Source organism: Mumia sp. zg.B21, assembly GCF_019550855.1.
Lineage (GTDB): Bacteria > Actinomycetota > Actinomycetes > Propionibacteriales > Nocardioidaceae > Mumia.
Genome location: NZ_JAHWCJ010000003.1, coordinates 23,985 through 36,076 on the forward strand (window position 1 = coordinate 23,985; position 12,092 = coordinate 36,076).

12 protein-coding genes are annotated in these 12,092 nt (G+C 69.6%); 9 read left to right on the forward strand and 3 right to left on the reverse strand.

Annotated features, from left to right (window positions below; translation table 11 throughout):
• Nucleotides 1–213 (forward strand): hypothetical protein, encoded by a 213-nt coding sequence (locus tag KV100_RS14370; RefSeq protein ID WP_220343794.1) that lies wholly within the window; start codon nucleotides 1–3, stop codon nucleotides 211–213.
• 24 nt (nucleotides 214–237) lie between these two features.
• On the opposite strand, the gene KV100_RS14375 is transcribed toward KV100_RS14370, so the two are convergent.
• A complete protein-coding gene (locus KV100_RS14375) occupies nucleotides 238–768 on the reverse strand; it encodes a DUF1269 domain-containing protein (RefSeq protein WP_220343795.1) in 531 nt (176 codons plus the stop codon).
• An 83-nt stretch (nucleotides 769–851) separates the two neighbouring features.
• Here KV100_RS14375 and KV100_RS14380 point away from each other — a divergent pair, with 83 nt between their 5' ends.
• Nucleotides 852–2,843 carry a thioredoxin domain-containing protein gene (locus KV100_RS14380; protein WP_220343796.1) on the forward strand — a complete coding sequence of 664 codons (1,992 nt, stop codon included), beginning with the start codon at nucleotides 852–854 and terminating at the stop codon, nucleotides 2,841–2,843.
• Nucleotides 2,844–2,856: 13 nt separating this feature from the next.
• Here the strand turns inward: KV100_RS14380 and KV100_RS14385 are convergent, their stop codons facing one another.
• Nucleotides 2,857–3,411: a Uma2 family endonuclease gene (locus KV100_RS14385; protein ID WP_220343797.1), complete on the reverse strand. Its 555-nt coding sequence runs from the start codon at nucleotides 3,409–3,411 to the stop codon at nucleotides 2,857–2,859.
• 17 nt (nucleotides 3,412–3,428) lie between these two features.
• The gene (locus KV100_RS14390) at nucleotides 3,429–4,127 is read right to left on the reverse strand and encodes a hemolysin III family protein (protein WP_220343798.1); all 699 of its coding nucleotides are present in this window, start codon (nucleotides 4,125–4,127) and stop codon (nucleotides 3,429–3,431) included.
• Between the two features lie 64 nt (nucleotides 4,128–4,191).
• On the opposite strand from KV100_RS14390, the gene KV100_RS14395 reads away from it, so the two are divergent.
• The 7 genes from KV100_RS14395 to KV100_RS14425 all read left to right on the forward strand — a co-directional run bounded on the left by KV100_RS14395 (nucleotide 4,192) and on the right by KV100_RS14425 (nucleotide 12,057).
• On the forward strand, nucleotides 4,192–4,953 hold the full coding sequence (locus KV100_RS14395; protein WP_220343799.1) for an isoprenyl transferase: 762 nt from the start codon (nucleotides 4,192–4,194) through the stop codon (nucleotides 4,951–4,953).
• 272 nt (nucleotides 4,954–5,225) lie between these two features.
• On the forward strand, nucleotides 5,226–6,527 hold the full coding sequence (locus KV100_RS14400) for a PhoH family protein (protein ID WP_308289423.1): 1,302 nt from the start codon (nucleotides 5,226–5,228) through the stop codon (nucleotides 6,525–6,527).
• A 129-nt stretch (nucleotides 6,528–6,656) separates the two neighbouring features.
• Nucleotides 6,657–7,982, forward strand: coding sequence for an extracellular solute-binding protein (locus KV100_RS14405; RefSeq protein WP_220343801.1), 1,326 nt, complete (start codon nucleotides 6,657–6,659; stop codon nucleotides 7,980–7,982).
• A 16-nt stretch (nucleotides 7,983–7,998) separates the two neighbouring features.
• The gene (locus tag KV100_RS14410; RefSeq protein ID WP_220343802.1) at nucleotides 7,999–8,943 is read left to right on the forward strand and encodes a carbohydrate ABC transporter permease; all 945 of its coding nucleotides are present in this window, start codon (nucleotides 7,999–8,001) and stop codon (nucleotides 8,941–8,943) included.
• 1 nt (nucleotide 8,944) lies between these two features.
• Nucleotides 8,945–9,943 (forward strand): carbohydrate ABC transporter permease, encoded by a 999-nt coding sequence (locus KV100_RS14415; protein ID WP_220343803.1) that lies wholly within the window; start codon nucleotides 8,945–8,947, stop codon nucleotides 9,941–9,943.
• A gap of 5 nt (nucleotides 9,944–9,948) precedes the next feature.
• A complete protein-coding gene (locus tag KV100_RS14420) occupies nucleotides 9,949–11,199 on the forward strand; it encodes an ABC transporter ATP-binding protein (protein WP_220343804.1) in 1,251 nt (416 codons plus the stop codon).
• 144 nt (nucleotides 11,200–11,343) lie between these two features.
• Nucleotides 11,344–12,057: a lytic transglycosylase domain-containing protein gene (locus KV100_RS14425; RefSeq protein ID WP_220343805.1), complete on the forward strand. Its 714-nt coding sequence runs from the start codon at nucleotides 11,344–11,346 to the stop codon at nucleotides 12,055–12,057.
• Nucleotides 12,058–12,092: the final 35 nt, after the last annotated feature.

A 12,092-nucleotide genomic window follows, 5' to 3' on the forward strand; every position in this document is an offset into this window, starting at 1 on the left:
ATGCCGCCCCAGGACTCGCCCGTCCCGACCGAGTACCCCGAGGAGATCGGCCGTACGGCTCGACGCCAGCTGGCGTCGAGCGGCTACACCACGTACGACCAGCTGACGACGGTCTCACGCAAGGACCTGCTCGCGATCCACGGCGTCGGGCCGAAGGCCGTGCGCATCCTGGGCGAGGAGCTCGCCTCGCGGGGCCAGTCGTTCGACGGGTGACCGACGCGACGAGAGGCCGCTCCGTCAGGCCTTGCTGGCCTCGTCGATCTCGGCCTCGATCGCCTTCTCGTCCGCGCGCAGCTCCTTCTTCATCGTCTTGGCGGCCTTCTTGACCACGCGCTCGACGTGCGCCTCCATGTCGGTGGCCGCGACCACGACGAGCCCGCTCTGGCCGTCGTCGAGGAGCTCGCCGAGGTCCTTGAGGTCACCGCGGCTCATGCCTCGCGAGACGTGGCCCGCGAGCGCGCCCACCCCCGCCCCTGCCGCGCCGCCGGCGAGGAGGCTGCCGGCGAGCGCGACCGCCGGGAAGAGCGCCACCAGCGCGCCGCCGACCAGACCGATCCCGAGCCCGCCCCACGCTCCGCGGCGCGTCGGCTGCTCGTGCTTCTTGACGATCTTGACCGTGCCGTCGTCGTGCTTGGAGATGACAGCGGCGTCGTAGGTGTCGATCAGACCACTCTCCCGATAGACCTCCTTGACCGCCTCGTAGTCGGCGACCGCGTCGTCCTCGCTGTCGTAGCTCGCGGCGAGAACCATCATCGTGTCGAGTGCCATCGGGTCTCCTTCGGTGGTGCTGGATGCCCCACGCTACGGAGCATCGGCGGCCGCGCATCCTGGATCGTGCCTAGGCTGAGGGCATGGCGAACCTACTGAGCCGAGCCACCAGCCCGTACCTCCTGCAGCACGCCGAGAACCCGGTCGACTGGCACGAGTGGGGTGACGAGGCGCTCGCGCTCGCGGCCGAGCGCGACGTGCCCGTGCTGCTCAGCGTCGGCTACGCCGCGTGCCACTGGTGCCACGTGATGGCCCACGAGTCGTTCGAGGACGAGGCGACCGCGGCCTATCTCAACGAGCACTTCGTGCCGGTCAAGGTCGACCGCGAGGAGCGCCCCGACGTCGACGCGGTCTACATGCGGGCCACGACGGCGATGACCGGTCAGGGCGGATGGCCGATGACGGTCGTCCTCACCCCGGCGGGTGACCCGTTCTTCGCGGGCACCTACTTCCCACCCGAGCCCCGGCACGGGATGCCGGCCTTCCGGCAGGTGCTCGAGGCTGTCGTCGACGTCTGGGAGGAGCGCCGCGGCGACGTCGACCGGATCAGTGCGCAGGTCGTCTCCCACCTCGGTGCGCTCGAGGCGGGGGACGGTCCCGCGCTCGACGCGGACGCCCTCGACCAGGCGGTCCGCGGCCTCGCCGGGCAGTACGACGCCGCCCGCGGCGGGTTCGGCGGCGCGCCGAAGTTCCCCCCGTCGATGTGCCTGGAGTTCCTCCTGCGGGCTGCGGCACGGACCGGGTCGGCGGACGCCCTCGCGATGGCCGAGCACACCTGTGACGCGATGGCACGCGGCGGCATGTACGACCAGCTCGGTGGGGGCTTCGCGCGTTACAGCGTCGACGCAGGGTGGGTCGTCCCGCACTTCGAGAAGATGCTGTACGACAACGCGCTCCTGCTGCGCGCCTATCTGCACCTGTGGCGCCAGACCGGTTCGCCGCTGGCCCTGCGGGTGGTACGGGAGACCGCCGACTTCCTCCTGACCGACCTCGCGACGGCCGAGGGCGGGTTCGCCTCGGCCCTCGACGCCGACACCGAGGGCGTCGAGGGGGCGACGTACGTCTGGACCCCGGAGCAGCTCGTCGAGGTGCTCGGTGACGAGGACGGCGCCTGGGCCGCCCGGCTGCTGTCGGTCACGACCGGTGGCACGTTCGAGGACGGTGCCTCCACGCTGCAGCTGCGGGAGGACCCCGACGACCCGGCTCGCTGGGCGTCGGTCCGTGAGCGTCTCGTCACCGCCCGGGCGACCCGGCCCGCGCCCGCCCGCGACGACAAGGTCGTCGCGGCGTGGAACGGTCTCGCCGTGACTGCGCTGGCCGAGGCCGGTGTGCTTCTCGAGGAGCCGGACTACTGCGACGCCGCTGTCGTGGCGGCCACGCTGCTCGCCACGGTGCACACCGATGCTGCCGACAGGTTGCTGCGGACCTCGCGCGACGGGGTGCCGTCGACCAACGCCGGCGTGCTCGACGACTACGGCTGCGTGGCGGAGGCCTACCTCGCGGTCCTGGGCATCACCGGCGACGCCGTCTGGCTGGAGCGGGCCACCGGCCTCCTCGACACGGTGCTGGACCACTTCCGGGTCCCCGGGGATGCCGGCGTGACCGGGTTCTACGACACCGCCGACGACGCGCAGCGGCTGGTCGTACGCCCTCGCGACCTCGCGGACAACGCCGCGCCGTCAGGGACGTCGTCGGCGGCGGCGGCGTTCGTGGCGGCTGCCGCCGTCACGGGGGAGGACCGCTACCGCAGCGGCGCCGAGGACGCGGTGCGGTCGGCGTCCGCCCTCGCCACCGGGTCGCCGCGGTTCGCCGGCTGGACGCTGGCGGCCGCGGAGGCGCTGTTGGCCGGCCCGCTGGAGATCGCCGTCGTGGGCGAGGGCGAGGCGGCGGCGCGGCTCCACCGCGCCGCTCTCTCGCTCCCGTCACCGGGAGCCGTGGTGGTGGCGGGTCCGGTCGGTACGCCGGTGCCGCTGTTCGCGTACAAGGACCTCGTCGACGGAACGCCGGCGGCCTACGTGTGCCAGGGCTTCGCGTGCGAGCGGCCCGTGACCGATCCGTCCCAGCTGCGCGGTTGACTCCTCCGGGTGCTCAGCCGAGGAGGTCCGACGGCGACAGCGTCACGGGGAACGGGCGCTCGAAGGTCGCCGACTCGTCGCCCACGATCCGCTTCATCTCGCCGAACTCGCCGCCCTCGAGCTCCCACCAGGTCAGCGACCGCTCGTACGGGTCGGGGTCGACCACCCAGTACGAGCCGGCGCCGGCGAACTCGTAGCGCGACCGCTTGAGCAGCAGGTCGATGCTGCGCGTGCTCGGCGAGATGACCTCCACGGCGAGCACCGGGGGCGCGGAGAGGACCCTGCCCTCGACGTCCGCGCGGCGTGCCACGACCACGTCGGGCCGGACCACCGAGTCCTCGGCGAGGACGACGTCGAGGGGCGAGACGAAGACCTTCATCTCCGGCGGGCACGACGCCCGCATCAGGACGGTCAGCTCCAGCACGGCTTCTTGGTGCTCCGGAGAGGGCGCGGGAGTGATGATCAGTGAGCCGTCGATGAGCTCGTAGCGGCGACCGTCGTCGGGGAGCGTGTCCAGGTCGGCACGCGTCAGCGGCCTCCCCGGTGGAAGGCCGATGGGGTGCGTCATGACGCCAGCCTAGGCGCCTACACCGAGTAGGCGGCCAGCGAGACACCGATGTAGTGCACGACGAAGGCCGCGATCGTCAGGCTGTGGAACACCTCGTGGAACCCGAACCAGCGCGGATACGGGTCGGGATAGCGCAACCCGTACACGAGCGCGCCCAGCGAGTAGAGCGCCCCGCCGACGATGATCAGCACCAGCACGGCCGTCGAGGAGGCTGCGGCGAAGTCCTCGAGCCAGAAGAGCGCCGCCCATCCGAGCAGCACGTAGATCGGGGTGTAGAGCCACCGCGGCGCGTGGACCCACAGGACCCGGAACAGCACCCCCCCGATGGCACCCGTCCACACCAGGGTCAGGAGCAGGGCCGCCTCGCGGGGCTCGAGAAGGATGAGGGCGAACGGCGTGTAGGAGCCCGCGATGAGCAGGAAGATGTTGGCGTGGTCGAGGCGCTTGAGCAGCACCTCGGCACGAGGGCCCCAGCGCCCGAGGTGGTAGACGGCGCTGACGCCGAAGAGCAGCAGCGCGCTCGCCATGTAGACGGCCACGCCGGTCTTGGGCCTGGCTCCGGGGGCGAGGACCAGCAGCACCACGAAGGCGACGAGCGCGAGGGGCCAGGTGGCGGCGTGCAGCCAGCCGCGCAGTCTAGGCTTGATCTCGTCGACGGCATCGCGAAGACGATCGCCGACGTCGATTGCCCCGGGATGTCTCTCGTGCTCAGTCACGAGTCGACCCTAGCCAACGCACCTACGCCAGCGTAGGTAACACTCCTCACGGGAGGACGAACCGGTGTCGGTCCGCGACCTGCTCTACACGGCGTACGAGCGCCGGCTCCTCGGCAGGCTGCGCCCCGACCAGGTCCCGGCGCACGTGGGCGTGATCGTCGACGGCAACCGCCGTTGGGCCAGGGGCGCCGGTGGTGACGTCTCGAGCGGCTACCAGGCCGGTGCGGACAAGATCGTCGACTTCCTCGGCTGGTGCGACGACCTCGAGGTGAAGGTCGTCACCTTGTGGTTGCTGTCCACCGAGAACCTGCTGCGTCCCGAGCCCGAGGTCCGTGCGCTGCTGGCCGTGATCGCGAACCTCGTCGACCAGCTCACGGCCTCCCGGCGCTGGCACGTGCGGCTCATCGGCAACCTCGATCTCCTGCCGCCCGACATCGCCCGATCCCTGCAGGACACGGTGGCGTCGACCAGCGACGTCGACGGGATGGAGGTCAACCTCTGCGTGGGGTACGGCGGCCGCCAGGAGCTCGCCGACGCCGTGCGCTCGCTCCTCCGCGAGCAGTCCGAGCAGGGTCGGACGATCGACCAGGTGGCCGAGGTGCTCGACGTCGAGCACATCGCCGACCACCTCTACACCAAGGGTCAGCCCGACCCCGACCTCGTCATCCGGACGTCCGGCGAGCAGCGGTTGTCGGGCTTCCTCCTCTGGCAGAGCGTGCACAGCGAGTTCTACTTCTGCGAGGCGCTCTGGCCGGCGTTCCGGCGGGTGGACTTCCTGCGTGCGATCCGCTCGTACGCCGAGCGCGAGCGCCGCTTCGGACAGTGAGTCGCCCGCCCGCCTGACAGGACCTGTCCACCTGGTGGCGTGTCGCTGTCCAAGGGGACCGCCCGCGTCGTACCGTCGTCTCGTCGACGGGACCACCTCCCGACGGCACCGGGAGGCCCTCCGTGCACCACCGACCGCTCGTCACAGGAGCCGGTCCCGTGCGCACGGCGGGAGGTCGGCCCGCCCCCGGGCCCGCCGCTCCGCAACCGGCTCCATCTGCGAGAGAGTGAGCCGGCGCGGGGATGCGCGTGGGCTCGTACGAGGAGATTGCCGTGGCTGCTGACATCCCCACCACCTACGTGATCGACACCAGCGTGCTTCTCGCCGATCCCCGGGCTCTGACCCGCTTCGCCGAGCACGAGGTCGTCATCCCGGTCGTCGTGATCAGCGAGCTCGAGGCGAAGCGAGCCCATCCCGAGCTGGGCTACTTCGCCCGCGGCGCGCTGCGTCTCCTCGACGAGCTGCGGGTCCGCCACGGCACGCTCGACCGCGCGATCTCGGTCAACGACGAGGGCGGCACGGTGCGCGTCGAGCTCAACCACACCGACTGCAGCTCGCTGCCGTCAGGGTTCCGGCTCGGTGACAACGACACGCGCATCCTCTCGGTGGCCAAGAACCTCGCCGACGAGGGCCGCGACGTCACGCTCGTCTCCAAGGACCTGCCCATGCGGGTCAAGGCGTCAGCCGTCGGGCTGGCGTCCGAGGAATACCGCGCCGAGCTCGCGCTGGAGTCCGGGTGGACGGGCATGGTCGAGCTCGAGGTCCCCGCAGAGGATGTTGCCGACCTCTACGACCGGGGCGTCGCCGACCTCCCCGACGCGCGGGAGCTGCCGTGCCACACGGGCCTCGTGCTGCTGTCGTCGCGGGGGAGCGCCCTCGGCCGGGTCACCGCCGACAAGCGGGTCAGGCTCGTCCGCGGCGACCGTGAGGCGTTCGGGATCCACGGCCGCTCGGCCGAGCAGCGGGTCGCGCTCGACCTCCTCCTCGACCCCGAGATCGGGATCGTGTCGATGGGCGGGCGCGCGGGGACCGGCAAGTCCGCACTGGCGCTCTGCGCGGGGCTGGAGGCGGTGATGGAGCGCCGCCTCCACAAGAAGGTCGTGGTCTTCCGCCCGCTGTACGCCGTCGGAGGTCAGGAGCTCGGCTACCTCCCCGGGTCGGAGGCCGAGAAGATGGGCCCGTGGGGACAGGCCGTCTTCGACACCCTCGGTGCGGTCACCTCCGGTGACGTGCTCGAGGAGGTCATCGAGCGCGGCATGCTGGAGGTTCTCCCGCTCACCCACATCAGGGGACGGTCGCTGCACGACGCGTTCGTGATCGTGGACGAGGCGCAGTCGCTCGAGCGCAACGTCCTCCTGACCGTGCTGTCGCGGATCGGCGCGAACTCGCGGGTCGTCCTCACCCACGACGTGGCTCAGCGGGACAACCTGCGCGTCGGCCGCCACGACGGCGTGGTGGCAGTGGTCGAGAAGCTCAAGGGCCACCCGCTCTTCGCCCACGTCACGCTGACCCGGTCGGAGCGTTCGCCGGTCGCGGCGCTGGTCACGGAGATGCTGGAGGATCCGACCCTCTGACCTGGCGGGCGGCCCGGGCTTGGTGCAGCGAAGTCCGGGTCTCTCGGTCTGCGAAAGTCCCACCGCTGTGGTTCAGTATTGACGTCACGTACGCAGGCGTCCGAGCGCCCTTGACGACGGGAGCTGTCGATGAGGATGAGGGCTCGACGGCGGGCCGCGGTGCTCGCCGCCACTGTCATCACGGCTGGCGCTCTCGCGGCGTGCGGAGGAGGCGGCTCCGACAGCGGTACGCCGACCCTGACGTGGTACATCAACCCCGACGTCTCCAACCTCGACCCGTACGTCACCGGCGAGGACGGCAAGCAGACCCCCGGTGGCCAGGCCTATCTGGCGATGAAGTGCGCCAAGGAGTCCAACGGCGCCTACGACATCAAGGTCCAGCTGCTCCCGAACGACGCCTCCCAGCAGCGTGAGCAGCTCGTACGCCGCCTGGCGGCGAAGGACACGTCGATCGACCTGATGAGCCTCGACCCGGCCTTCACCGCCGAGTTCGCCAATGCCGGCTTCCTCGAGCCGATGAGCGAGGAGCAGCAGTCCCAGCTCTCTGAGGGCATGCTCGACGGCGCGATCGAGGCGGCCACCTACGACGACAACCTCGTCGCCGTGCCGCTCTGGTCCAACACCCAGATCCTCTGGTACAAGAAGTCCGTCGCCAAGAAGGCCGGCCTCGACACGAGCGGACCGGTGACGTGGGACCAGGTCATCGCCGCGGCCGAGAAGACCGGGACGACGGTGAGCGTCCAGGCCAAGCGCTACGAGGGCTACTCCGTGTGGATCAACTCCCTCGTCGCAGGCGCCGGTGGACAGATCGTCGAGGATCCCGAGGCTGGCAAGGACGCCAAGATCACCATCGACAGCCCGGCGGGCAAGGCGGCCGCCGAGGTCGTCTCCACGCTGGGCAAGTCCGATGCCGCACCGCCTGCCCTGTCGAACGCGGACGAGGGTGGGTCCGTCGCCGCGTTCTCGGCAGCCGACGGCGGCTTCCTCGTGAACTGGACCTACCTCTACTCCGATCCCAACGTGGCTCCTTTCAAGGAAGACCTCGCCTGGGTCCGCTACCCGCGCACGGTCGCCGACCAGGAGAGCCGTCCACCGATCGGTGGCATCAACATCGGCGTGTCGAGCTATGGAAAGCACCCGGAGCTGGCGTACGAGGCGACCGCGTGCCTCACGTCGGAGGAGAGCCAGAAGACGTACGCCCAGGCCTCGGGCAACCAGCCGGCACGTTCCGCGATCTATGACGAGCCGGAGACGCGCAAGGCCTTCCCGATGGCGCCGTTGTGGCGCGAGAGCATCGACGCCGCGGCCGCGCGGCCGATGACGCCGTACTGGAGCGACATCAGCACCGCGCTCTACTCGAGCTGGCACCCGCCGTCGTCGGTGAACCCCGACAAGACTCCGGCGGAGTCGAAGAGATACATCGAGGACGTCCTTCAGGGCAAGGCGCTGCTGTGAGCGGGAGGCGATGAGGATGACCAGCCCCACGACGTTGGAACCCACCAAGGCGGCGCCTGACAAGGGTCGCCCGGCGAAGGCACGCACGGCTGAGAGCTCCGAGAACCGTCTCGGCTGGAAGCTCGCAGGTCCGGCGGTCGCCGTGATGCTGCTGGTGACCGCGTGGCCGATGCTGCGGGCGCTCTACCTCTCGCTGTTCAGCTACCGGCTGACCGACCCCGACAACCGTGAGCTCGTCGGCATCTCGAACTACGGCGTGGTCCTGTCCGACCCGCTGTGGTGGCGTGCGGTCGGCGTCGCCGTGTTCATCATGGTCGTCACCGTGGCCGTCGAGCTCGTCATCGGCTTCGGCTTCGCGATGGTCATGAACAACATCCTCGTCGCCCGCGGCATCGTCCGAGCCTCGATCCTCGTGCCGTACGGCATCATCACGGTGGTCTCGGCGTACGCATGGCTGTACGCGTTCCAGCCGACGACCGGGTTCGTCAACCAGTGGCTCAACCTCGACCCAGGCACCAACCCGTTCGACGACTTCTGGGGCTCGATCTTCGTCATCTGCCTCGCCGAGATCTGGAAGACGACGCCGTTCGTCTCCCTGCTCCTCCTCGCCGGCCTCTCACAGGTCCCGAACGACGCGATCGAGGCGGCGACGGTCGACGGGGCGACCGCGTGGCAGCGGCTGACCAGGGTCATCCTGCCGTCCATGCGCGGCGCAATCATGGTCGCGGTGCTCTTCCGTGCGCTCGACGCCTACCGCATCTTCGACAGCCCGTTCATCATGACGGGCTTCGCCAACGGCACCGCCCCGCCGTCGGGGCTGGTCTACAACGCCATGATCCAACGCGTCGAGCTCGGCCTCGGGTCGGCCATGTCGGTGCTGCTGTTCCTCTCGGTCCTCATCATCGCCTTCGGGCTGATGAAGCTGTTCCGGGTGGACCTGAGCCAGGTGAGAGGAGACTGACATGTCACCGCGACGGAAGTCCCGGGTGGTGTGGTCGCTGGTCGCGATCGTCATCGGCTTGATCTTCGCCGGTGCCGGGCTCGTCCTGATCGACCGGCCCGACCTCTGGCTCTGGCTGATCGTGGCCACCGTGTTCGTGCTCACCGGCGCCGTCGGCCTCCTGCTCGGCGACACCGCGCCGCACGTCTCGTGGTCGTCCATCGTCGGCGCGGAGCTGATCGTGCTCTACACGCTGACACCGGTCGTCTACCTGCTCTCGCTCTCCCTCAAGGGTGGCAACGCCGACGTCAACCAGGGCGGGTTCCTCCCGCACGACCCCGGCCTCGACAACTACGAGACGGTCTTCAAGTTCGACCTCTTCCAGAGCGCGCTGGTCAACTCGTTCGGCATCTCGGTCATCTCCACGACCATCTCGGTGGTGCTCGCCACGTTCGCGGCGTACGCGATCGCGCGGCTGCGGTTCCGGGGCAAGAAGTTCGTGCTCTCGATGGCGCTCGCGATCGCGATGTTCCCGGTCGTCGCCCTGGTCGGCCCGCTCTTCGACATGTGGCGCGCGATCGGGATCTACGACACGTGGCTCGGTCTGATCATCCCGTACCTGTCGTTCACCCTGCCGATGTCGATCTGGGTGCTGTCGGCGTTCTTCCGCGAGATCCCGTGGGAGATGGAGCAGGCGGCCCAGGTCGACGGTGCCTCGTCGTGGCAGGCGTTCCGGAAGGTGATCGTCCCGCTGGCGGCGCCCGGAGTCTTCACGGCGGCCATCATCACGTTCTTCTTCGCCTGGAACGACTTCGTCTTCGGGATATCTCTGACCTCCACGACACGGGCGATCCCCGTGCCGGCGTCACTGGCGTTCTTCACCGGTGCGTCGCAGTTCGACCAGCCGATCGCAGCGATCGCCGCGGCCTCCGTCGTGGTGACGGTGCCGATCTTCATCATCGTCCTCCTGTTCCAGCGCAAGATCGTCTCCGGGCTCACCTCCGGTGCAGTGAAGGGTTGATCACCATGGCCACCATCGAGATGAAGAACATCGTCAAGCAGTACGGCGACAACGCGCCGGCCGTGAACGATGTCAGCCTCGAGGTCGCCGACGGGGAGTTCATGATCCTTGTCGGTCCCTCCGGCTGCGGGAAGTCGACGCTGCTGCGGATGATCGTCGGCCTCGAGGAGATCACGTCCGGTGACATGATGATCGGCGGCAGGCGGGTCAACGACGAGCCGCCGCGCGACCGCAACCTCGCGATGGTCTTCCAGAACTACGCGCTGTATCCCCACCTCAACGTCTACGAGAACATCGCCTTCCCGCTGCGCCTTCAGAAGGGCATGAAGGACGAAGAGATCGACAAGCGGGTGCGCGATGCCGCGCAGACGCTGGAGCTCACCGAGTTCCTCGACCGCAAGCCGGCCAACATGTCCGGCGGCCAGCGCCAGCGCGTCGCGATGGGGCGGGCGATCGTCAGGGAGGCGCAGGCGTTCCTCTTCGACGAGCCCCTGTCGAACCTCGACGCGAAGCTGCGCGGGCAGATGCGGACCGAGATCGCCCGGTTGCAGCGCAAGCTCGGCGTGACGACGGTCTACGTCACTCACGACCAGACAGAGGCGATGACGCTCGGTGACCGCGTCGCTCTGCTCAAGAAGGGCGTCCTCCAGCAGGTGGCCTCGCCGCGCGAGCTGTACGAGGACCCGGTCAACCTGTTCGTCGCCGGGTTCATCGGCTCGCCGCCGATGAACATGCTTCCGGCACGCCCCAACGGGGACCAGCTGGAGCTGCCCTTCGTCTCGTTCACGATGCCGCCGGAGATGGCGAAGGCGGCCGAGGGGCACGAGCTCCTCATCGCCGGTGCGCGTCCCGAGCACTTCACAGACGCCAACGGGCCCCAGGTGCCCGAGGCGAGCGTGCCGTTCTCGGCCACGGTCGACGTGGTTGAGTGGCTGGGCAACGAGCAGTACGCCTACATCCCGTTCGAGGCCCCGTCCGAGGTCAGGTCGACGCTGGACCAGCTCGCCAAGGACCTCGACGGCGAGCGGATGCAGCAGCAGATCGTGGTGACGCTGGACCCGACGACCCGGGTGCGTGAGGGTGACGAGGCGCAGCTCACGATCGACGTCTCCAAGCTGCACCTCTTCGATCCCGAGACCGGTGACAACCTGATGCTGAGCGCTCGTGCGGGGGCTCACACGTCGTCCGACGCCGACGGGTCGTCGGGCGCAGCCACGGGTGGGGCGCACGCCGCGGAGTCCGTCGCGAGGGAGTAGGCCCAGATTCTCAGGAAAGTCCGTTCGTGCAGGTCAGAGGGCGATCTGACCGGATTTTCACTGGTTGTCTGTTTGATCCCGTGATGTTCTCCGCGCATCCTGGGGGTTGCGCTTACCGCGATTCCTTCCCCCGGAGGACCACGAGTGATCGACCCCCGCATGCCCGTGCGCCGTTCTGGTGCCCAGGACGGCCGACGCAAGGCCGAACGCAAACCGCTGACGACACGGCTCCTCACCCGCGCCCGTACGCCCCGCGGTCGGATCGCCGTGGCCGCGGCGGTCGCTGCCTCGGCGGCGATCGTCGGTGGCGCGGCCGTCGGTGCGACCGGTGCACCGCCGGCGACCGAGGTGGAGTCCGTCACCGGGCTGGAAAAGCTGGACCCGCGCTCGAGCCCCTCGAGGGCCGCGGAGCGTGACGACGCCCAGGTCTCGCGATCCGGGGAGCGGCCGGCCCCGCAGAAGGCCGCGCCGAGCCCGTCGATCGCTGACGCGAAGAAGCAGCAGGCTGCAAAGACCGCCCGCGCCGCCCGGATGGCCACCAGGACCGCGCGCATGAAGGACCGCGATCCGCGCCAGATCGCGAAGGCGATGCTCCCCGACTATGGCTTCAGCGGCCAGTTCGGGTGCCTCAACGACCTGTGGGTGGGCGAGAGCAACTGGCGCTGGAACGCCGACAACCCGACCTCCAGCGCGTACGGCATCCCGCAGGCCCTGCCCGGCTCCAAGATGGCCTCGGCCGGGGCGGACTGGAAGACGAACCCGGCGACCCAGATCAAGTGGGGCCTGGGCTACATCAAGGACCGCTTCGGCGACCCGTGCTCGGCGTTGGCGTTCAAGAACGCCAACGGCTGGTACTGACGCCGATCCTGATTCGCCGGACACCGGTGTCGTGA

Bases quoted from the DNA above. Each gene is read 5' to 3' on its own strand.
- KV100_RS14370 (WP_220343794.1), top strand. From the start codon at position 1: ATGCCGCCCCAGGACTCGCCCGTCCCGACCGAGTACCCCGAGGAGATC.
- KV100_RS14420 (WP_220343804.1), top strand. From the start codon at position 9,949: ATGGCCACCATCGAGATGAAGAACATCGTCAAGCAGTACGGCGACAAC.
- KV100_RS14380 (WP_220343796.1), top strand. From the start codon at position 852: ATGGCGAACCTACTGAGCCGAGCCACCAGCCCGTACCTCCTGCAGCAC.
- KV100_RS14410 (WP_220343802.1), top strand. From the start codon at position 7,999: ATGACCAGCCCCACGACGTTGGAACCCACCAAGGCGGCGCCTGACAAG.
- KV100_RS14375 (WP_220343795.1), bottom strand. From the start codon at position 768: ATGGCACTCGACACGATGATGGTTCTCGCCGCGAGCTACGACAGCGAG.
- KV100_RS14385 (WP_220343797.1), bottom strand. From the start codon at position 3,411: ATGACGCACCCCATCGGCCTTCCACCGGGGAGGCCGCTGACGCGTGCC.
- KV100_RS14415 (WP_220343803.1), top strand. From the start codon at position 8,945: ATGTCACCGCGACGGAAGTCCCGGGTGGTGTGGTCGCTGGTCGCGATC.
- KV100_RS14405 (WP_220343801.1), top strand. From the start codon at position 6,657: ATGAGGATGAGGGCTCGACGGCGGGCCGCGGTGCTCGCCGCCACTGTC.